The following is a 20,954-nucleotide window of genomic DNA, read 5'->3' as shown; positions in this document are numbered from 1 at the left end:
CGGGACTTTCACGGTCTCCGTCTCCGTCTCCGTCGCGGTCTGGGTCTCCGTCGCCGACGACGCGCGGCGCGCGGCGGGCGCGGCCCCGCGTGTCCCCGGGTCGCTCAGGCGGCGGGCGACGTGGCCTGTCGTACGCGGCGGGCGATCAGCGCGTAGGAGGCGCGGGTCCTCTCCTCGTTCGCCTCGTCGCCGTCGTAGCCGTGGTCGACGCCCGGCACGTCGTGGTGTTCCACGAGCGCGCCGGCCGCCGCCAGGCGCTCCGCGTACCGCACGCCCTCGGCCCGCAGCAGGTCGTGAGCCGCCGTGATCACCAGGGCAGGGGCGATGCCCGCGAGGTCGGCGGTGTCGGACGGGTGGGCGGGCGAGACCAGCCGGTCGGCGCGCAGGGCCGGGTCCGGGACGTACGACGAGTCGAAGACGTCCGCCATCCAGGGCCGCAGCAGCGGCCGGGCGATCGCGGCCCGCTTGTCCCGGGCGCCGGTGACGAGGTCCAGCGGGGGGTAGTGCAGCACCTGGAGCGCGATCGAGGGGCCGCCGTCCTCCAGGGCCTGACGGGCGACGGCCGCCGCGAGGCCGCCGCCGGCGCTCTGCCCGCCCACCGTGAGTCGCGTGCCGTCCCACCCGTGTGCGGCGCCGTGTTCCGCCACCCAGCGCACGACCTCGTGGGCCTGCCGGGGCGGCCCGGGGAAGGGGAACTGCGGCGCCACCGCGTACTTCACGTTGACCACGAACACCCCCGCCTCGGCGGCGAGCAGACGGCACAGGGGGTCGTCGATCTCCGGCATCGACATGACGTACCCGCCGCCGTGGAAGTTGACGTGCACGGGCGGATCCGGAGTTCCCTCCGGGGGTGCGTACACGGTGACCGGCGCCGGTGCGACCGAGGTCGGCACAGTCAACTCCCGTGTGTCGCGGGGGTATTCCGGCAGGCGGGTGAGCCGGTCGGCCGTCGAGCCGGGTCCGCTCGCGCGGCGGCCCGCGAGCGCGGTGAGGCGCTGCATCGTGCGCGCGGCGAGGGCGGCCACCGACGGCCTGGCGAGGAGGGACATGCTGATCCGTTCGTCGTGCCGTGTCGCGCCGTCATCAGGAATCCTGTTGATGGACGGGGTGAAGCTAACATGTCGCGACCCGCCCGAACAGCCCTGTTCCCACCGGCTGCCGCCGGCCCGCCGGGCCGGACGGTCAGTCCCGGCGGGCCACCAGCCGGTAGGCGTTGGACACGCCGAGCCGGTGCGCCAGCGGCCGCACCGCGAACCGGTCCAGCAAGGTGGCGACGACCAGCGCCGGGATGCCGGCGACCAGCAGCGTCCCGCGCAGCGTGCGGCGCAGCGCGCCCGGCGGCCGGGGCAGCCAGGGCGCGTCGTCGCGCGGCGCGGCGTGGTCCAGCGCGAGCCAGACGCCGGCCAGCAGGTCGACCGGGTCGTGCGGCTCCGCGTGCTGCTCCGCCACCACCGTGAAGCCCAGGCTCGTGAGCCGCTCCCGGAGATTGGCCACCGGCACGAGGTTCAGGTGCTGCGGCTGGAGCCAGGGCAGCCACCAGCGGCCCAGCAGCCGCGCGTAGCGGCTCTCGGGGTCCGGCACCTCGATCAGCAGGTGCCCGCCGGGCCGGACCGTCTCCCGGGCGGCGCGCAGTTCACGGTCGGGATCGGTGCTGTGCTCCAGGTAGTGGAACATGCTCACCACGTCGTAACGGGCGGTGAGTTCGGACGCGAGGCGCGGGAAGTCGCCCCGGTAGCCGTGCTCCACCCGACCCTCCCGCTCGGCGAGTTCGACGCCGTCGGTGAAGTCGAGCCCGTCGAACACCGTGCCGGGCAGCACGTCCCGGGCGGCGGCGCAGAAGTGACCGTGCCCGGTGCCGACGTCCAGCCAGGTCTTCGGCGCGGGGTCGTGCGGGAGCATCGACTCGGCCCGTCCCCGGTACATCTTCGTCCGGCCGCCGAAGGTGTCGCCGAGCTTCTTCTCGCCCAGTCCGTCGTAGAAGTCCCGGTAGTAGAACTCCAGTCCCTGTGCGCTGAGCCGGGGGTTCTGGAAGGTGTGTCCGCAGCGCTCACAGCGGTCCAGCACGAACCGTCCGGGCTTGTGCTGGAGCAGGTCGGTGGTGCGCAGGCGGGTGGTCAGCTCCCGTGCGCCGCACCAGGGGCAGTCGGTGCGGCGGGGCTCGAAGAAGCGCTCCAGCCCGGCGGCGAGGTCCGCCTGGTAGGCGGGCCGCAGCCCGGCGATCCGCTCGGCGGGCTTGACGGGTTCGGCCGGCGTGCCGGACGTGGTCTGATCGGTCATCGCAACTCCCGTGCCAGTTCGTCGAGTCGGGCCGCCGCGGCGGATGCGCCGCCCGCGGCGCGGAACGCGGTGCGGATCCGGACGGCCGCCGCGCGGTGCCCGGGGTCGTCCAGCACGGAGTCGAGGGCCGCGCCGAACCGCTGCGCGGTGACCCGGCCGAAGCGCACCCGCACCCCGGCCCCCGCGTCCACGACCTGCCCGGCCACCACCGGCTGGTCGTCGCGGATGGGGGCCACGACGAGCGGGATCCCGTGCCACAGCGCCTCGCACACGGTGTTGTGCCCCGCATGGCAGACCACCGCGCCGACTCCTCTTTCCAGCAGGGCGAGTTGCGGCACGGACGGCACGATCAGCACGTCCTTGTCCGGCTCCCGCGCCGCCAGTGTGCCGCCGGGGTCGACGATCACTGCCTGCATACGGTCCGCACGCTCCCGCAGCGCGCTCCGGCACACGTCGAGGAACCGGCCGCCGACGTCGGCGTTCGCGGTGCCCAGCGTGACCAGCACGGTGGCGCGTCCGGCGTCGAGCCACTCCCAGGGGAAACCGGCGGCCGACGGCCGCGCCGAGACGGACGGGCCGACCCAGCAGACGCTTCCGCCGCTTCCGGCGCTCCCGCACCCGTCCGGACCGCTTCCGGGGACGCCGGGCGTCGCACCCGCCAACTCCGGTGTGCTGAAGGCGAGAACGAGATGCGGGGAGAAGCGGGGGTCGCCGGCTTGGGCGGGGTCGCCGACGGCCGCCCGCAGCGCCCTCAGCCGCCCGTCCAGCCACTGGCGGACCTTGGGCAGCCCGGCCAGCGGGTCGGTGAACTCGGCGGACGTGGTCGCCGAGGTCGCCCAGGGCAGGCCCAGCCGTTCGGCGACCAGCGCGCCGGCGAAGGCCTGCTGGTCGGCGACGACGACGTCGGGCCGGAACGTCCCGACGGCCGCCCGCACCCCCGGCGCCATCGCCTCGGCCAGCGGCAGCAGGTACCACTCCCACAGGAACTTCAGCGCCTCCGGCCCTCGCAGGTCGGCGGGCCGCTCACCCACGGGCGCCCCGTCGCAGGCGAAGACCGGACCCGCCGAGCCCCCTGCGAGCCTGCCGACCAGCTCCGGGTCGGGACAGACCCAGGCCACCCGGTGGCCGCGTGCGGCGAGCTCGGCGGCGACGCCGACCGTCGGGTTGACGTGCCCGACCAGCGGGGGGACGACGAACAGGAACCGGCTCATCCGGCGGCCTTCGCCGCGGTCCGTCCGGCCTCCTCGACGAGGGACAGGATGTGCCCGCCGACGGCGCCCGACGCCTCCACGAGCACCGAATGCTCATGTCCCGGGATCACCACGGTCCGGCAGTCCGGCAGCACCGACTCCAGCCACGGCGCGAGTGCGGCGAGGTCGGAGTCGCCGCCGTACACGGCGAGCACCGGGCAGCGCACCGCCGCGATGCGCTCCTCCGTCAGCACCCGGCTGGCCGGGATGTCCCGGCCGAGGGTGGTGTCGCGGGCGAGCCGGGCCGCGCCCTTGGCCAGGCGGGCCGTGTTGTGTCCGCGGTGGGCGCTGATCCAGGCGATCGCGTCGGGCTCGTTGTGGGCGAGCTGGGTCACGACCCGGTCGAGGATGCCGCCGAGCTTCACCGCCCAGGCGGCGGTGGCCGGTTCGGACTCGACGAGGGTCACGCTCGCCGCCCGCCCGGGGCGCCGGGCCGCGTAGCCGAACGCGATCGTGCCTCCGTAGGAGTTGCCGACCAGATGCACCGGACCGGTGACCCCCAGCCGGTCGAGCAGGGCCTCGAGGTCGTCCACGTTGTGGTCCAGCGTGTAGCCCTCGGCGGGGCGTGCGCTGCGGCCGTGGCCGCGCAGGTCGTACATGACGACGTCGAGGCCCGCGGCCGCGAAAGCGGGGGCCACGGTGAAGTAGTAACTGGCCAGGCTGTCGGTGAGCAGACCGTGCACCAGCACCACGGTGGCGGTGGCCGGCCGGCCCTCCCTCGGGCCGAGCCGCTGTACGTGCAACCGGACGGCTCCGGTGTCGACCATCGCCATGGCTCAGCCCGCCTCCGCCGCGGCCTTCAGACTCGTCACGACGTACTCGACGAGCCGTCCCACGGTGAGTTCGATGATCTCGTCGAACTCCATGCCGGCCAGGAACTCGGCGAAGTTGACCCGGTCGCCGTACCGCTCCTGGAGCAGCCCGGCGAGGGTGACCAGGTCGATGCTCTCCAGTTCCAGGTCGCGGTTGAAGGTGGTGTGCATGCCGATCTCGACGTCGTCGAGGCCGTACTCGTCCTCCAGGAGCCGCGCGAGCATCTCCGTGAGGTCGGCGAGGACGGACTCCTCCTCGGCCGTGACGGGGGAGTGGGGGGTGGGGGATGTCATGGGGCGTCGTGCTCCTTCTCGGTCGAGGGTCCCGTCGTCCATGCCACGGCGTACGCGCGTCGCGGCAGCCGGGGAGGGTTGGCGGCCGGTGCGCAGTGCACGGTGTAGGCGCGTTCCAGGCGGCCCGCGACGGTCAGCCGGTCACCGGCCGGAGTTGCCTCGAGCACCCTGAAGTCCCGTGGTCTGCCGCCGAATCCGGTGCCCTCCGCCTTCGCGACGGCCTCCTTGGCCGCCCAGAACCGGGTGAACCACAGGGCCTCGCGGTCGCCGCCGGCGCCGCACAGGGCGCCCAGCAGGGCCAGTTCGTCCGCGCCGAGGGCGGCGGCGAGGGTCTGCGGGGTGCGCTCGACGACCTCCTCGACGTCGATCCCCGGTCCGGGGCCGGGCCGGTGCGGGCGGACGATCGCCACGGCCGCCTCCGCGCAGTGCGCAAGTGAGACGTCCAGCGGCGGCAGGATGCGGCCGTGCTCGCCGGTGACGTACGGGAGGCCTGCCGCGTCGTTGCGCACCCGCAGTTCCGCCGGGAACACCGGGCCCTCGCCGTGGTCCCAGAGCCACTGCCGCACCGCGTCCTTGGCCGCGATCCGGCCCAGCAGCCACTGCCGCCGTCCGCGCGGCGCGTGTTCCGCGTACTGCGCACGCTCCGGGCCGCCCAGCGAGTTGCGCATGATCAGTTCGCGGGAGGCCAGGTCCGGCCATCGCTCGTGCAGCAGCTGCCAGCCGCCCGGGCGGGTCTCGGACAGGGTGTGGCGCTCGGGGAACCGCTCGACGGGCCGGGTGCCGGGGTCGTTGTCGAAGCGGCGGTCCTGCCAGCCGCGCAGCTCCGCCCAGACCGTGGTGCCGTCCACCGTCAGCTGGACGTCGGCCTCCAGGAACGCGTCGGTGAGCGAGGTGATCCGCACCAGGCACCCCACCCGTGTCCCGGGCGCCGGATGCGGCCCGTAGAAGCGCATCTCCCGCATCCCGACCGGGAACACCACGGTCCGCTCGGAACGGGTCGCCATGATCCAGTAGCCGAGGATCTGGCCCACGTTGTCCAGCAGCGCACCGGGCGCGGCCGGGGTGGTGATGACCCCGCGCACATGGCGGTCGCCGATCGCGGTGAGTTCGGTGACGCCGCGGAACGCCGGGCCGTGGAACATCCAGCGCTCGTCGTAGAGCTGGGCGGCGGTGTGGTCGGGGGTGCGCTCGGGTGCGGGGCGGGCGGCCCAGGCGCCGGGGGGAGGCGCGGGGTAGGTCCCGGCGAGTTCCACGGTGGCCCGGGCCCGCGGGCCGAAGGAGACGGCGAGACGGTCCGCGCCCGCGGGCGTGAGGGTGACCGGCACGTCGACGGCGGGGGCGGCGGTGAGCCATTCCTCGAAGCGCGCCCCGTGCACGGCGACCGGCACCGCCCGGCCGGCGTCCGCGGCGCGCGCGGCGTCCGCCGCCGCGTCCATGACGTGCTGCACGATCGTCGTTGCCGGGACGACCGGCCAGCGGTCGGCGAGGTCCGGCCAGCCGGGGCGCTGCGGGAAGAAGCAGTGGTCCAGGAGGTACGGCATGGACTCGGCGGAGACGCGGACCGTCGTGCGCCTCGGCGCGACCGGTCGGTGCGGCACGGGCTCCGCAGCGTGTGCGTTCATCAGGGCGGCGGCGGTGTCCGCCGTGTCGCGGAGCAGAGCGCTCAGTTCGGCGGCGATCGGGGAGCGTGCGACGAGGGCGTCCAGCGGCGACGGTCCGTCGGGGCCGGCCGAGGAGGCCGGAGCCGGGAGGGCGGGGTCCGTGCGGGCGGGGTCCGCGCCGGAGCCGCCGCGCGGCGAGGTCCGCACCTCGTTCCGGACCTCGTCCCGGAGTCCGGCCCGCAGTTCGTCCCTCAGCTCGGCGAGGCGCTGCGGGGCGAGCGAGACCAGGGCGCCGCCCAGGTCCAGCCGTGTCGGGGGCGGCCGGCGCGCGTCCGTCGTCCCCGCGGCTGACGAGGGCGGAGGCAGCAGGGGCGCCACCGAGGCACCGGCCGTCCACAGCGCGGTGGCGACCCGGCGCAGCTGGGCGAGGCCCGTGCGGTGGGGCGAGTTGGCGGCGATCACCAGGTGGTCGCGTCCGCCCAGGGTGTCGCCGACGAGAGAGCCGAGCTGGCCGGGGCCGACCTGCACGTACGCGGTGTGGCCGGCCGCGTGCAGGGCCTCGGCGAGCTGCCGGAAGCGGACGGGCTCCAGCAGATGCCGCACGAACAGGGACCGGATGCCGTCCTCGTCCGCCGGGAACGGCGCGGCCGTGGTCCCCGACCAGAGCGGGGTGTGCGGAGGGTGCAGCCGGAACCGGGCGGCCGCCGCCTCGATCGGGCCGATGTGGGGCTTCAGCATCGGCGTGTGGAAGCCCGACCGGAACGGCAGCACCTGGCTGAGCACCCCCCGGGCGCGGAACGCCCGCACGAAGTCCTCCACCGCCGCCTGCGGACCGCACACCATGGACTGGCCGGGCGCGTTGTCGTGGGACAGCACCAGACCCGCCCGTGCTCCGTCCTCCTCGCGCAGGGCGGTCCGCACCCGCTCCGCGGACGCGCCGATCGCGCCGAAGGCCAGCCCGGGGACCGCGACGGTGTCCGGGTCGAACTCCGCCATGAAGGCGTCGACCTCGTCCCCGGCGTACAGTCCGGCCGCCGCCATCGCCGTCCACTCGCCGACGCTGTGTCCGGCGACCGCGTCCGGCACGATCCCGCTGCGGCGCAGCGCGGCGTCGAGGAGGCGGCCGACGGCGACGACGCCGAAGCCGTGCCGGCCCACGTCGCCGGTCCGGTCGCCGTCGACGGCGGGGGCGGGCAGGGCGAAGTGCGCCGCCACGTCGTCGACCTGCGGGGTGAAGTCGCCCTCCAGGCCGGGGAACAGGAACGCGAGCCGACCCCGGCCGGCGCCCAGCAGCGGGGTCGGCCGGAACCAGACGTCGCTGCGGCCGTGCCAGGCACGCTCCTTGGCGACGGCGCGGCGGGCCAGCGCGAGCCGTCTGGCGGTCGGTTCGACGATGCCGAGGCGGGTCCCTCCGGCGTCCGGGTGCGGCCGGGAGGGGTCCAGGCCGGCGGCCCGCACGGTGTCGTCGGCCCCGTCCAGGAGGGCGGCGAGCCGGGCGGGGGAGCCGGCGGCGAGCAGCAGGACGCGCTCGGGTTCGGCGACGTCCAGGACCGCGCGGGGCGTCGCCGCGGCACGCGGCCCGCGGGCGGCGGGCGCCTCCTCCAGCACCACGTGCGCGTTGATCCCGCCGAAGCCGAAGGCGTTGACGGCGGCCCGCCGCACGGGCTGGTCGGTCGTGGTCTCCCAGTCGGCGGCCTTGTCCAGGGTGCGGAACCGGGTGCGGGCCAGCGCCGGGTGGGGGTCGTCGCAGTGCAGCGTCGGCAGCAGCGTGCGGTGGTGCACGGCGAGGGCGGCCTTGACCAGGCCGGCCACTCCGGCGGCGGGCATGGTGTGCCCGATCATCGACTTGACCGACCCGAGGACCGCCTCACCGTCCCCGGGACCGAACACCTCGGCGAGCGTCGCCAGTTCGGCGCCGTCGCCGGCCGGGGTGGCGGTGCCGTGCGCCTCCAGCAGCCCCACCGAGCCGGGAGCGGCCGGATCGAGCCCGGCGGCCCGCCACGCCTGCCGCACGGCCAGCGCCTGGCCCCCCGGATCGGGGTTGACCAGCCCGGCCGCCCGGCCGTCGCTGGCCACCCCGGTGCCCCGGATGACGGCGTAGACCCGGTCGCCGTCGCGCTCGGCGTCGGACAGCCGCTTGAGGACGACGACGCCCGTGCCCTCGCCGATCAGGATGCCGTCGGCCTCCCGGTGGAAGGGGCGGATGCGCTGGCTGGGGGAGAGGGCGCGCAGCTGCGAGAAGACGCTCCACAGCGTGATGTCGTGGCAGTGGTGCACCCCGCCGGCGAGCATCAGGTCGCACCGGCCGGAGGCGAGTTCGCCCACGGCCTGGTCCACGGCGACCAGCGACGAGGCGCAGGCCGCGTCCACGGTGTACGCCGGCCCGCGCAGATCGAGCCGGTTGGCGACCCGGGAGGCGGCCAGGTTGGGCACCAGGCCGATCGCGGACTCGGGACTGTCCGGGCCGAGCCGCTCGGTGAACGCGGCCCGCACCCGGTCGAGTTGCCGGTCCGTCAGGTCGGGCAGCAGCTCGCCCAGGGTGCGCACGAGCTGGCCGGCGGTGCGTACCCGCTGGTCGAGCCGGACCAGGCCGGGCGTGAGATAGCCGCCCCGGCCGAGGACGACGCCGACGCGCCCCCGCTCGGGGAGACGGTCCGCGCCGCCCGCGTCCTCCAGCGCGGCCGATGCCACGTGCAGGGCGATGAGCTGGTCGGGCTCGGTCCCGGCCACCGAGTTCGGCATGATCCCGAACCGGGTGACCTCCACCTCCGCGAGCCCGTCCACGAACCCGCCGCGCCGGGTGTACACCCGGTCCGCGACGGCCGGGTCGGCGGCCGTGCCGGGCCGGTAGAACGCGGCGTCCCAGCGTCCCTCCGGCGCGTCGCCGATCGCGTCGACCCCGTCCCGCAGGTTTCGCCAGTACGCGTCCAGCCCGGCGGCGCCCGGCAGCAGCACCGACATCCCGACGATGGCGACCGGCACCTGACGCGCCGGCGGCCGATCGTCCGTCACCTGGCGCTCCCGCACGTGGTGTTCGGGGATCCGTCGTTCCGTGACCGGAGCCGTGCCTGCGTCGGCCTGCCCGGACGACGTCACCGCGGCGGTCACCAGCCCGAGGCGGTGTAGACGACGGCGGTGGCCGACTCCTCGCCCCAGGCCAGCTCGCGCAGCAGCGCCGCGGTCCCCTCCTCGGGGTCGATGAGCCGGATGCCGCGCCGGGCGTACTCGCGGGCCAACTCGGCCCCGACCATGCCGGCGTGCCCGGCGGCGGGCGCCCAGGGACCCCAGTGCACGGTCACGGCACGGCGGCCGGTGCGGGCGGCGAAGGCCGCGCCGAGCGTCTCCAGCGCGTCGTTGGCGGCCGCGTAGTCCACCTGCCCCCGGTTGCCCAGCACGGCCGAGACCGAGCCGAACAGCACGGTGAACGCCGGTGTGGAGGGCAGCTCCTCCAGCGCGGTGAGCAGGGCGTGCGCGCCGGTCGCCTTCGTGCCGTAGACGCGCTGGAACGACTCGGCGCTCTTCTCGCCGATCAGCCGGTCCTCGATGACGCCGGCCGCGTGGACGACGCCGTCGAGCCTGCCGTGCTCGGCGTGGATCTCCTTCACCGCCTGACGCACGGCGTCCGGCTCCCGGAAGTCGACGGTGCGGTAGCGGGCCCGCCCGCCGAGCGCGTCGAGTTCGGCCAGCGTGGCCGTGATCTCCCGTTGGGCGAGCAGGAGTTCGGCCGCACGGTTGATCTCGGCCGGCTTCAGGCCGCCGCGCGCGGCGAGTGCGGCGCGCAGTGCGGCCGGGGTGCGCGCGGCCGCGGTGTCCGCGTCCTCGGGACCGTCCGGCGCGGGGGTGCGGCCGAGCAGCTCCAGCCGGCAGCGGGCGGCCCCCGCGAGCGCGGCGGCGAACTGCGCGGTGATGCCGCGCGCGCCGCCCGCCAGCAGCACCACCGAGTCCCTGTCCAGGCCGAGCGCGGCCGCCTCCGCGACGCCGTCCCCGGCCGGTCCGGCGCCCGTGCTGCCGAGCGCGCCGAGCGGCGCCTCCGCCAGCTCGAAGCCGTGCCGTCCGGCGGCCGTCCGCAGCACGACCGGCGTGCGGTCGGCGGCGACGGCCTCCTCGACCACCGCGTCCGCGACGGCGGCCGCCGACACGTCGGTCAGGTCGACGATCCGTGCGAGCGTGTCCGGGCACTCCCGCGCCAGGGTCCGGAACAGTCCGCGCAGGCCCGCCGTCCGGGGGTCGGGCGTGTCGACGTCGGCGCGCCGGACGGCCAGCAGCCACCGCGGCCCGCCCTCGAGGGCCGCCTTCAGCACGGGGAAGGCGTCCGGCAGCACCGGTGCGCCGTCGTCGGCGCTCGTGAGAGCCCCGAGGTACAGCACTCCGTCCACCGCCCCGTCGTCCCGCGACAGGACGTGGTCCCGGCCCCGGACGGTGACATGGGCGCCGTGCGCGACCAGCCGGGCGGCGACCTCCGGGGCGTCCCCGAGGACGGCCCAGCGGGTGCCCGAGAGCACCGCCGACGGGTCCGCGGGCGGCTGCGCCGTGGGGTCGAGGAGCACCGGACGCAGGATGTGCCGCCGCGGAGCCTCGGCCGGAACCTCTTCGGTGTCCGGCGCCGCGGATGCGGTGGGTGCGACGGGTGCACCGGGGGTCGTGGTGGTGGGCGTGGGCGGGGTGGAGGCGGGTGCGGTCCCGGTGGCCCGGCCGCCGCCCAGCCGGGCCGTGAGCCAGTCGGTCACCGCGGCGGCGGTGCGCGCCTTGGTGAGCTCCTCCAGCTCGGCGTCCTCCATCGCGGTCAGGTCCGCGCCGGCGCCGCCCAGCCGCCGGGCCAGCTCACCGGCGATCTCCGCCCGCTTGATGGAGTCGATACTGAGGTCCGCCTCCAGATCGAGGTCGGGCTCGATCATGTCGACGGGGTAGCCGGTGCGCTCGCTTATGATCTCCAGGACGACCTGCTGGACGTCCGGCGGCCCGTCGGCCGGCGTCACCGCCTGGACGGCCGCTCCCGGGCCCGCCGTTCCCGTGGCCGCAGCGCCCGTCTCCGCCGCCGGAGTCCGCGGCGCCGACTGCGGTCGCGGCGCGTCGAGTTCGGCGGGCGCGGACGCCGCCTGCGGCTGCGGGACCACCGCGGGCGCGGCGATCACGGCCCCTGGCGTGGCGCCGAAGTAGGTGAGCAGCACGTCCCGTTGGGCCGCGATCATCTCACGGCTGGTGCGCAGGAACTCGGAGATGAGCGCGTCCCGGTCGGACGGGACGCCGGTCGGGGGGTTCGTCGTCACAGTCGTCTCCTGGGTCTTCGCGACTCGTCGGGCGGGTGCGAGCGCACCGGGAAGGAGCGCGCCGGCGGCGGTGCGGACCAGCTGTCCGTCGACCGTCCAGCCGGGCAGCTTCGGCACGGGGGTCCGTACGGCGTCCACCGCGTCCCGGCCGCGCAGCAGCCACCCCGCGCGCACCGGCAGACCCGCGACGGCGAGCGCGGCCAGGGCGTCGAGCCAGCCGCCGAGCCCGCTGCCCGGCCGGGGCTCGCAGGCCACCGTGCGGTGCGGGCGGTCGCCGAGGATCTGCCCGACCAGCCGGGTGAGCACCGACCCCGGCCCCGCCTCGACGAAGACGCGCGCCCCGGCCGCGTACATCGCCTCGATCTGCTCGGCGAAGGCGACCGGCGCGCCGATCTGGGCGGCGAGCCCGGCCCGGACGGCGTCCGCGTCGGCGGGATAGGGGGCGGCCGTGCGGTTGGACCACACGGGGAACTCGGGAGCGTGCACCGGGCGGTCGGCGAGCGCTTCGGCGAACCGGTCTGCGGCGCCCGCCACCAGCGGACTGTGGAAGGCGCAGGCCACGGGGATGCGCTGGGCCCCCAGTCCGGCCTCGCGCAGCAGCCGGACGGCTTCGGCGACGGCGTCCGTCGGTCCCGCTATCACCGTCTGCCCGGGCGAGTTGCGGTTGGCGACGACGACGGAGTCCGGTGCGGCCCCCGCCTTCAGCGCCTCGGCCACCGCCTCGGCGTCCGCCGTGACGGCGGCCATGGTCCCGGGGTCGCCGTCGCCGCGGCCCTCCCCGCGCTCGCCGTCGGCGCGTCCCGCGGCTTCCAGGATGGCCGTGGCCCGCTCCGAGCTCAGCTCCAGCAGTGTCTCGGGGGTCAGGGCGCCGGCCGCGCACAGGGCGACCAGCTCGCCGTAGCTGTGCCCGGCGGCCATGTCGGGGCGCACCCCGGCCGCGGTGAGCACGGCGTGGGCGGCGAGGCCGGCGAGGCCGAGGGCCGGCTGGGCGGCCCGGGTGTCGGTGAGCGCGGCCTGCTGGCGGGCGCGTCCGGCGTCGTCGAAGGCGGCCGGCGGGTACAGGGCGTCGGCGTGGGCGCGCCCGAGCTCCAGGTACGGGCGCAGCTCGGGGAAGGCCACGAACAGGTCGGCGAGCATGCCGGTGCGCTGACTGCCCTGTCCCGGAAAGAGGAAGGCGACCTTGCCCTCCCCGGCGTCGTTCCGGCTGGTGCTGGTGCTGGTGCTGGTGCTGGTGCTGGTGCTGGTGCTGGTGCCGGCGCCGGGGGCGTCGGCCGGGAGTTCGTCGTGGTCCTCGTGGCGGACGGCCCGGTGGACGCCGCGCGCGGGCGCGGTCCCGGCCGGGTCGGCCGTCAGCCGCAGCAGTTTCTCCACCAGATCGTCGACGTCCGTCGCCACGACCGCGAACCACGTCGGATCCGTGCTCGCGTCCGCCCGCCGCGCCGCGCTCAGCGCGAGGTCGCGGAGCCGCCAGGGCCGTCCCCCGGTCTGCGCGGCGCCGAGGAGTTCGGTCACGGCACGGCGGGCCGCCGCCTCGTCCCGGCCGCGGAAGACGAACAGCTCGGCCGGCCAGGCGTCCAGTCCGCGCACCGGCGTCACGCCCTCGGCGTGAGCGGCCAGCACCACATGGAAGTTGGTGCCGCCGAAACCGAACGCGCTCACCCCGGCGAGACGTTCGCGAGGAGGAGCCGCCCACGGGCGGGCCTCGGCGTGGAAGGCGAAGGGGCTGGTGGCCGCGTCCCACGCCGCGTTGGGCGCCTCGACGTGCAGCGTGGGCGGTCTGACGCCCGTGTGCAGCGACAGCAGCGCCTTGATCAGGCCGGCGAGACCCGCGGCGCATTTGGTGTGCCCGATCTGCGACTTCACCGAGCCGAGCACACAGCCGCCCGGCTTCGCCCCGGCCTCGTCGAACACCTCGGTGAGGATGCTCAGTTCGGTGCGGTCGCCGACCACCGTGCCGGTGCCGTGCGCCTCGACGAGCCCGACGTCGGCCGGGGAGACGCCCGCGTTGCGGTAGGCGCGTTCCAGGGCCGAGCGCTGCCCCTCCGGCCGCGGCGCGGTGAGCCCGAGCGAACGCCCGTCGCTGGAGGCGCCGAGCCCCTTGATGACGCCGTAGATCCGGTCGCCGTCGCGTTCGGCGTCCGCGAGACGCTTGAGGACCACGCAGGCCACGCCCTCGCCGAGGGCGATGCCGTCCGCCGAGCCGTCGAAGGCGCGGGAGCGGCCGGTCGGGGACAGGGCGTGCACGGAGGAGAAGAGGACGTAGTCGTTGATGCCGTTGTGCAGGTCGGCGCCGCCGCACAGCACCACGTCGGACGTGCCGCCGACCAGCTCCTTGCAGGCGACGTCCACGGCGGCCAGCGAGGAGGCGCAGGCCGCGTCGACGGTGTAGTTGGCGCCACCGAGGTCCAGCCGGTTGGCGATCCTTCCGGAGATGACGTTGGCGAGCATGCCGGGGAAGGAGTCCTCGGTGAGCTGCGGCAGCTGACCGTCGAGGCCGGCCGGTACCTCACCGTAGTAGGAGGGCAGCACCGCCCGCAGGGTGGCCGCGTTCGACAGGTCGCTGCCCGCCTCCGCGCCGAACACCACGGAAGTGCGGGAACGGTCGAACCGCCGCCCCCCGTCGCCGTATCCGGCGTCATCGAGGGCGCGCCGGGCGGCTTCCAGAGACAGCAGCTGCACCGGTTCGACGCTGCCGAGGGAGGCCGGCGGGATGCCGTAGCGCAGCGGGTCGAAGGGGATGCGGGGCAGGAAGCCGCCCCACTTGGACGGGGTGGACGTGCCGTGGTGGACGGCCGGGTCCCAGCGGTCCGCCGGGACCTCGCCCACCGCGTCCACGCCTCCCACGACGTTCGCCCAGAAGGCGGCGAGGTCGGGCGCCTCGGGGAACATGCAGGCCATGCCGACGACGGCGACGTCGAGCGGGGCCGGAGCAGCCGACTCGGCGGGTTCGTCCGGCAGCCCGAACTCGGCCGCGCGCCGGGCGAGATGACCGAGCGCCCCCGTCGTCACCGATGTGTGCAGCGCGGCGAGGGTGGTCGGGGCCGAGCGCAGCACCGCCACCTCCCCGGCCATGAACATCCCCTCGGCGAGCTGGCGTTCCTCGTCCACGGGGGTGAGGCGGCCGTCGGCGTCCCGGGTCACCCCCTTGCTGGCGACGCGCAGCCGGCCGACGTTGAGCCGTTCCAGCTCCTCCCAGATCTGCCGCTCCGGCACGCCCTCGGCGCGCAGCCCGGCCGCCCGGTCCCGGTAGCCGGCCGCGAACGGGCTCGGCACGCACCGTGTGGCGTGACCCGGCGCCGACTCCAGGAGCGCGGTGCTCCCGGCCGCCATGACCTGCCGTTGGAAGAGCGGCCGGATCGCCCCGAGCGCCACCGCCTCCTCGGTGAACAGGTACGCGGTGCCCATCAGCACGCCGACGGCCGCTCCGCGCGCGGTCAGCGGGGCGGCGAGCGCGGCGACCATCGCAGCCGACCGCTCGTCGTGCACCCCGCCCGCGAGGAACACCTCGACGTCGCGGGCCTCACGATCGGTCAGAAAGTCTTCCAGTACCGCCAGTTGCGCCTCCCAGAGCGGAAAGCTGGCGCGCGGTCCGACGTGCCCGCCGCACTCCGCGCCCTCGAAGACGAACCGGCGTGCCCCTGCCTCCAGGAACTGCCGCAGCAGTCCCGGGGACGGCACGTGCAGGAAGGTGCGCACGCCGTCCCGCTCCAGCGCCTGCGCCTGGGAGGGACGTCCGCCCGCGATGATCGCGTGCGTCGGCCGCAGCTGCCGTACGGCCTCCAGCTGGGCGGCGCGCACCTCCTCCGGCGCGAAGCCGAGGACGCCCACGCCCCAGGGCCGGCCGGACGCCGCCCGGCGGGTCTCGGCGAGCATGGCCCGGGTCCGCTCGCCGTCCGCCAGCGCGAGCGCGAGGAACGGCAGGGCCCCGTCCGCCGCCACCGCCGCGGCGAACGCCGCCCCGTCGCTCACCCGGGTCATGGGACCCTGCGCGACCGGCAGCCGGGTGCCGAGCGCCCGGGCCATCGGCGACCCGTCCCCCAGTGCCCGCCCGGCGGCGTCGTCGCGCAGGGCGTCCAGTACCGATTCCCGGAGCGCGCGGACCGTTCGCCGGACGTCCACCCAGCGCTCGGCGAACCGGGCGGCGAGGAACCCGTCCTGGCCCACCGGGAGCAGCTGGGTGCGCGGGTCCTGGGCGCCCAGCATCGCGGCCACCGTCTCGGCGGTGGCGTCCGGCGCGAGCCGTGGCGCGTCCGGGCCGCGCCGCAGCAGGACGCGGTGACCGGCCAGGACGACGGTCTCCGAACCGTCCAGGGTGCGCAGCACGGCCGCGGCCGGCTCGGGCAGGGCCGACTCGGCGAGCAGCGCCAGCTGACTGTCCAGGACCACTCCGGCCGCCCCGCCGGCCACCGCGGCGGCCGCGGTACGCGGGCCGATGCCGCCGCACGCCCATACCGGCACGCTCACCTCGGGCGCGGCGAGGAGCTGCTGGAGCAGGACGTAGGTGCTCAGTTCGCCGATCCGGCCACCGCACTCGGCGCCGCGCGCGATCAGGCCGTGCGCCCCGACGCCCAGCGCGTCCCGCGCGCCCGCCAGGTCGGTGACCTCCACCAGCACCCGGTGACGCGCCGTCAAAGAGCTGACGTCCCATGGGCTTTGCGTGGCCTGTCGGACCGCGTCCGCGGTGAGTATCACGGTGTGCGGGCCGTCCGGGGCCAGATCGGCGGGGCCGAGCGCGCAGTGCGCGCCGACCCGGACGGCGAACGCGCCGGGGGAGGCCCGGCGCAGACGGGCGAGAGCCTCCCGGGATCTTCGGTCCCCCGGCCCCAGGTCGAGCACTCCCAGGCCGCCGGCCCGGCCGACCGCCAGGGCGAGCCCCGCGTCGGGCTCGCCGAACGGAGTGATGCCGATGATCATGTCCTCGGGACGCACAGCGGACGTCATGATTCTCCGAATCAAGGTGAGACTGCACGGTGGGGGGTTCGGGACAGCAAAGGCGGCTCACCGGATTCCAGCGGGCAGAGGTTCACCGCGGAACGCCGTTCTACAGCGCGTGCTCGAAACGCGTTGAAAGGTAGTGCGCTTATTACTCACTGGTCAACGTTCGAACGATCGGCCGGTATTCAGCCGCAACGATTCGGTCAGTCGCACGCACGGGGCGGGGTGCAGGAATGCGGATGAACTCCTTCTGCCGCCGGCCGCGACCGTGGGCCCTGGGTGTTGTCGAAGCGTCAACGACTCCTGGAAATAGGCCCCTTGGGACCGCAAGTCCGACATCGGGACGTCCGTTTCCGGCACCGTCCGCACGGCGGGCCGCGATCCGTGTGTCGGCCCCTGAGCGGCGGGGAAGGCTTCGTGGTCATGGTCACTTCCGCCCGCTCCGCGGCCGTGGATGTCCTGGAACAGCTCTTCGCGGACGCCGTTCGCGGGCGGCCGGCCGGCGTGGCCGAGCGGCCGGTCGACGGAGCCCGGGCGGCCGGGTGACGGCGGCCGGCCGGCCGACGGCGACGCCGGGTCGCCCGCGGCGCGAGCGCTCAGCGGTGAGACGGGTCTTGACGGGGACCGGGCGGCTGCCAAGACTGGTCTGACTACGCGGTCAAGTCGATCCTCGGGAGGTCGTCGACCGGCTTGGCTGCGTGGTCCCGGCGTGCGAGCCGGGCGGCCCGGTGACCGGCACCCGGGGGACGTCCCGTCCTCCGTCCGGGTCCGTGGCGCGGGTGTCCGGAGTGTTGGCCGCCGGACAGTTGTGACAATCGGCCCATAGTGCGGGTATGACGCGTACCCGTACGGCGCTGCTCTGCGCCGCCGCCCTCCTCGCCTCGACCCTGCAGACCGCGGTCGCGGCCGCCCTCCCCGAGCGCCACGACCGTGCCTGCGCCACCACCCGTGACCCGCAGGGCCAGGCGCGCAAGGTCCTCGACATCGTCCGCACGGCCAAGAAGGAACTCGACCTCGAGGCCGTCCTCGTCAAGGTCACGGTCGGCGGCCGTGAACTCGTCACGACCGCCGTCGGCGAGTCCATGACGGGCGTCCCGGCCACCCCCGCCATGCACTTCCGGACCGGCTCGGTCGGCATCGCCTTCATGGGCACGGTGCTGCTCCAGCTCGTCGAGGAGGGCCGGGCGGACCTCGACGACCCGGTCTCCCGGTGGCTGCCCCGCCTGCCGCACGGCGACAAGATCACCCTGCGCATGCTCGGCGACTCCACCTCGGGTCTGCACGACTACGTCACCGACCCGGCCTTCCTCAAGAAGCTCTACGCCGACCCCTGGCAGCACTGGACCCCCGAGGAGCTCGTCGGGTTCTCCCTGAGCCACCCCCTGTGGTACGCGCCGGGCACCAACTGGAGCTACTCGCACGCCAACTTCGTCCTCCTCGGCCGCGCCCTGGAGAAGATCTCCGGCACCCCGCTCGACCGCCTGCTGCGCCAACGCGTCTACCGGCCGCTCGGCCTGCGCAACACCCGCAGCAACGAGACCGCGGTCATCCCGCAGCCCGTGCTGCACGCCTACGACGACGAGCGCGGCACCTACGAGGAGTCCACCTACTGGAACCCGTCCTGGACCACCGCGCCCGGCGCCGTCCTGACCCAGGACATCTGCGACCTCGCCCGCTCCGGGCAGGCCGTCGGCTCCGGTGAGCTGCTCTCGCGGCAGTCCTTCCGCACCCAGCTGAACCCGGGCACGGTCGGCCTCGGCCACCCGACCGCCACCTGCCCCGCGACGGTCTGCCTGCCCATGACCGAGGACTTCCACTTCGGCCTCGGCGTCGTCGTGAAGAACGGGTGGGTGGTCCAGAACCCGTCCTTCTTCGGCTACGCGGCCGTGATGGCGTACGAACCGCACCAGCGGCTCTCCATCGCCGTGTCCACGACGGTGGGCCGCAACGCGCCCGGCGGGAACAACTCCCAGACGATCACCGAGCGGATCGCGGAACTGCTGGACCCGCAGCACCCCCTCGGAACCTGACCACCGCCGCTCGAGCGGGCCGAAAGCCCCGTCCTCCTTCGCCGGGACGGGGCCTCGGCCATGTCACGAGAGCGCGGCGTCCACCGGGTGCCCGCCCGGGAGCGCCGTGTCGACCTCGTAAACCGGGTGACGTCCCCCGGCGTCGTCACGCCCCGCCGTGTCGTGCGGTGATCTCCGTGAGGTAGGCGCGCAGCATCGTCTTCGCCTCGTCGAGCAGGAGCGCGTCCCCCTCCGGGGCGCGGCGGAACGCCTCCTGGGCGAGGGCGTCGGCGGCGAGGATCGCGGCGTGGCCCGCCCTGGCCAGGGCCTCGTCGTCGCCGGCCACGCCCAGGGCGCGCAGGACGCGGCGGATCCCGTCGGCCATCCGGCCCTTGTGCTCGCGGTCGGCGGCCCGGGTCCGCTCGGTCAGCCCGCTGCCGAACCACAGCGCGCGAAAGCCGTGCTCGGTCCGGTACACCTCGGCATACGTGTCGACCAGGACGCCCACCGGGTCGTCCCACCGCTCCTGCGCCGCCGCCCGGACCAGGTCGTCCATGACGCCCTCCAGACGGGCGAAGTACCCGGTCGCGAGAGCGTCGATGATCGCGTTCCGGTCGGGGAGGTACTGGTACAGCGAGCCGACCGACACCTTCGCCTCGGCCGCGACCCGGGTGGTGGTGAGCGCCTCGACGCCCTCGTCCACCAGGATGCGCTCGGCGGCCTCGAGCATCAGCGCCAGACGTGCCCTGCTGCGCGCCTGCCGGGGGGTACGGCGCAGGGGAACGCCGCCGTCGGGACCCGCGGTCGCCTGGACCAAGGAACTGCCTCCAAATCTGAACGTGACTTTGTTTCACGTTTACGCTACCTTCGCGCCCATGACCGCCTCAAGCGCGACGCCGGGCCGCGAGCGGACCGCCGTGGCGGATGCCTGCCGGCGTCTGGGGGCCGAAGGCCTCCTCATCGGCACGGCAGGGAACGTGAGCGTACGCGTCGAGGACCGTGTCGCGATCACCGCGACCGGCGCCGTACTCGCCGACCTCACCCCTGACCAGGTGACCGTGGTGGACCTGAACGGCGACATCGTGACCGGGGACCTGCGGCCGACCTCGGAACTGGAGCTGCACCTCGGCGTCTACCGTCGCTACGGAGCCGGCGCGGTCGTCCACACGCACGCCCCGATGGCCACCGCCGTCTCCTGTGTGCTCGACGAACTTCCCTGCATCCACTACCAGTTGCTCGCCCTCGGCGGCACGGTGCGGGTCGCGCCCTACGCCACGTTCGGCACGCCCGAACTCGCCGAGTCCGTGCTCACCGCGCTCGACGGCCGCAGCGCCGCCCTGATGGCCAACCACGGCGCGCTCACCCACGCCCCGACCCTGGGCAAGGCCGTCGAGAACGCGCTGCTCCTCGAATGGGCCTGCGGCGTCTACCAGCGCGCGGCCGCCATGGGCCGCCCGCGCGTCCTCGACGAACAGCAGCAGCTCGCGGTCGTCGAGGCCGCGATCGCCCGGAACTACGGCGCCACCCAACCCGTTCCACCCGCGCAGGAGGAAGCCCGATGAAGGTCGTCACGATGGGCGTGCACGTACTCGACGTACTGGTGCGGCCGGTGCAGGAGATACCCGAGGGCCAGGGCGCGACCCTGGTGGACGACATCCGGATGACGGCCGCCGGAACCGCCGGCGGCACCGCGCTCACCCTCGCCAAACTCGGCGCCGAGGTGCGCACCGCGGGCGCCGTCGGCTCCGACCCGACCGGGGACATGCTGATCCAGCTGCTGAACAGGGGCGGCGTCGACACCGGGTTCCTGGTCCGCCGCACCGACACCGCCACCTCCGCGAGCGTCCTGCCGATCCGGTCCAACGGCGACCGTCCCTCGCTGCACCTGCTCGGCGCGAACATCACGTACGGCCCCGACGACGTCCCCTGGGACGCCCTCGCCGAGGCGACCCATCTGCACCTCGGCGGCCCGGAGCTGATCGGCGTCGACTCGGCGGCGCGCATCCTGTCCTACGCCAGGGAACACGGCGTCGTGACCTCCGTGGACCTGCTCGCCCCCGGCGTCCTCGGCAGCTTCGAGCAGATCGAGGCGGCCCTGCCGTACGTCGACCATCTGCTGCCCAACGAGGACCAGGTCCTCGGCTTCACCGGCGAGAGCGACCTGCTCACGGGCGCCCGGAAGCTGCTCGCCGCGGGCGTGGGCGTCGTCGCCGTCACGCGCGGCGGGGACGGCGCTCTCGTGGTGACGGCGGACGGCGCGGAGCCGGTGCCCGCCTTCGCGATCGACGTCGTCGACACCACCGGATGCGGCGACGCGTTCTCCGCGGGCTACCTCCGGGGAGTCAGCCTGGGCCGTACGCCGGGCGACGCCGCCGTCCTCGGCAGCGCCGCCGCCGCACTCGTCGCCCAGGGACTCGGCAGCGACCACGGCGACTTCGACCTCGCCGCCGCCGACGCGTTCGCCGCGACGCAGAAACCCCGCCAGTGAGCTGACCGCCCGGGAGCGCCG

The 20,954-nt window shown here is 75.3% G+C and carries 12 protein-coding genes; 4 read left to right on the top strand and 8 right to left on the bottom strand.

Translation table 11 applies throughout. The features are described 5' to 3' along the window. Positions 1-104 precede the first annotated feature (104 nt). From ACN6LD_RS29765 to ACN6LD_RS29735, 7 genes are all read right to left on the bottom strand, one after another. Positions 105-1,049: an alpha/beta hydrolase gene (locus tag ACN6LD_RS29765; RefSeq protein ID WP_319195844.1), complete on the bottom strand. Its 945-nt coding sequence runs from the start codon at positions 1,047-1,049 to the stop codon at positions 105-107. A 133-nt stretch (positions 1,050-1,182) separates the two neighbouring features. Then, entirely contained in the window at positions 1,183-2,277 is a 1,095-nt protein-coding gene (locus ACN6LD_RS29760; RefSeq protein ID WP_319195846.1) for a class I SAM-dependent methyltransferase, read from the bottom strand. Beyond that, on the bottom strand, positions 2,274-3,488 hold the full coding sequence (locus tag ACN6LD_RS29755) for a glycosyltransferase (RefSeq protein ID WP_319195847.1): 1,215 nt from the start codon (positions 3,486-3,488) through the stop codon (positions 2,274-2,276). The genes ACN6LD_RS29760 and ACN6LD_RS29755 overlap by 4 nt, the downstream gene beginning before the upstream one ends. Continuing rightward, positions 3,485-4,300: an alpha/beta fold hydrolase gene (locus ACN6LD_RS29750; RefSeq protein WP_445044817.1), complete on the bottom strand. Its 816-nt coding sequence runs from the start codon at positions 4,298-4,300 to the stop codon at positions 3,485-3,487. Before ACN6LD_RS29750 ends, ACN6LD_RS29755 begins: the two co-directional genes overlap by 4 nt. Before the next feature lie 3 nt (positions 4,301-4,303). Further along, the gene (locus ACN6LD_RS29745) at positions 4,304-4,633 is read right to left on the bottom strand and encodes an acyl carrier protein (protein ID WP_445044816.1); all 330 of its coding nucleotides are present in this window, start codon (positions 4,631-4,633) and stop codon (positions 4,304-4,306) included. After that, a complete protein-coding gene (locus ACN6LD_RS29740; protein WP_445044823.1) occupies positions 4,630-9,195 on the bottom strand; it encodes a beta-ketoacyl synthase N-terminal-like domain-containing protein in 4,566 nt (1,521 codons plus the stop codon). Before ACN6LD_RS29740 ends, ACN6LD_RS29745 begins: the two co-directional genes overlap by 4 nt. A gap of 143 nt (positions 9,196-9,338) precedes the next feature. Beyond that, positions 9,339-16,442, bottom strand: coding sequence for an SDR family oxidoreductase (locus ACN6LD_RS29735; RefSeq protein ID WP_445044815.1), 7,104 nt, complete (start codon positions 16,440-16,442; stop codon positions 9,339-9,341). Between the two features lie 417 nt (positions 16,443-16,859). On the opposite strand from ACN6LD_RS29735, the gene ACN6LD_RS29730 reads away from it, so the two are divergent. Both ACN6LD_RS29730 and ACN6LD_RS29725 read left to right on the top strand, forming a co-directional pair. Continuing rightward, positions 16,860-16,982 (top strand): hypothetical protein, encoded by a 123-nt coding sequence (locus tag ACN6LD_RS29730; RefSeq protein WP_319194769.1) that lies wholly within the window; start codon positions 16,860-16,862, stop codon positions 16,980-16,982. A gap of 287 nt (positions 16,983-17,269) precedes the next feature. Then, positions 17,270-18,466: a serine hydrolase domain-containing protein gene (locus ACN6LD_RS29725; RefSeq protein WP_319194771.1), complete on the top strand. Its 1,197-nt coding sequence runs from the start codon at positions 17,270-17,272 to the stop codon at positions 18,464-18,466. A gap of 145 nt (positions 18,467-18,611) precedes the next feature. Here the strand turns inward: ACN6LD_RS29725 and ACN6LD_RS29720 are convergent, their stop codons facing one another. Further along, on the bottom strand, positions 18,612-19,262 hold the full coding sequence (locus ACN6LD_RS29720; protein WP_319194773.1) for a TetR/AcrR family transcriptional regulator: 651 nt from the start codon (positions 19,260-19,262) through the stop codon (positions 18,612-18,614). Positions 19,263-19,320: 58 nt separating this feature from the next. Between ACN6LD_RS29720 and ACN6LD_RS29715 the strand changes: the two genes are divergently transcribed. Beyond that, positions 19,321-20,007 (top strand): class II aldolase/adducin family protein, encoded by a 687-nt coding sequence (locus tag ACN6LD_RS29715; protein ID WP_445044814.1) that lies wholly within the window; start codon positions 19,321-19,323, stop codon positions 20,005-20,007. Next, entirely contained in the window at positions 20,004-20,933 is a 930-nt protein-coding gene (locus ACN6LD_RS29710; protein ID WP_445044813.1) for a carbohydrate kinase family protein, read from the top strand. The genes ACN6LD_RS29715 and ACN6LD_RS29710 overlap by 4 nt, the downstream gene beginning before the upstream one ends. The last annotated feature ends 21 nt before the right edge of the window (positions 20,934-20,954 follow it).

It is taken from the genome of Streptomyces sp. SAS_272 (assembly GCF_052543235.1).
This window is presented reverse-complemented; position numbering and strand designations above follow the sequence as displayed.

Excerpts from the sequence above, each read along its gene's own strand:
- ACN6LD_RS29755 (WP_319195847.1), bottom strand. The coding sequence starts at position 3,488 with ATGAGCCGGTTCCTGTTCGTCGTCCCCCCGCTGGTCGGGCACGTCAAC.
- ACN6LD_RS29745 (WP_445044816.1), bottom strand. The coding sequence starts at position 4,633 with ATGACATCCCCCACCCCCCACTCCCCCGTCACGGCCGAGGAGGAGTCC.
- ACN6LD_RS29715 (WP_445044814.1), top strand. The coding sequence starts at position 19,321 with ATGACCGCCTCAAGCGCGACGCCGGGCCGCGAGCGGACCGCCGTGGCG.
- ACN6LD_RS29725 (WP_319194771.1), top strand. The coding sequence starts at position 17,270 with ATGACGCGTACCCGTACGGCGCTGCTCTGCGCCGCCGCCCTCCTCGCC.
- ACN6LD_RS29740 (WP_445044823.1), bottom strand. The coding sequence starts at position 9,195 with ATGTCGGTGCTGCTGCCGGGCGCCGCCGGGCTGGACGCGTACTGGCGA.
- ACN6LD_RS29735 (WP_445044815.1), bottom strand. The coding sequence starts at position 16,442 with ATGACGTCCGCTGTGCGTCCCGAGGACATGATCATCGGCATCACTCCG.
- ACN6LD_RS29765 (WP_319195844.1), bottom strand. The coding sequence starts at position 1,049 with ATGTCCCTCCTCGCCAGGCCGTCGGTGGCCGCCCTCGCCGCGCGCACG.
- ACN6LD_RS29760 (WP_319195846.1), bottom strand. The coding sequence starts at position 2,277 with ATGACCGATCAGACCACGTCCGGCACGCCGGCCGAACCCGTCAAGCCC.
- ACN6LD_RS29750 (WP_445044817.1), bottom strand. The coding sequence starts at position 4,300 with ATGGCGATGGTCGACACCGGAGCCGTCCGGTTGCACGTACAGCGGCTC.
- ACN6LD_RS29730 (WP_319194769.1), top strand. The coding sequence starts at position 16,860 with ATGGTCACTTCCGCCCGCTCCGCGGCCGTGGATGTCCTGGAACAGCTC.
- ACN6LD_RS29710 (WP_445044813.1), top strand. The coding sequence starts at position 20,004 with ATGAAGGTCGTCACGATGGGCGTGCACGTACTCGACGTACTGGTGCGG.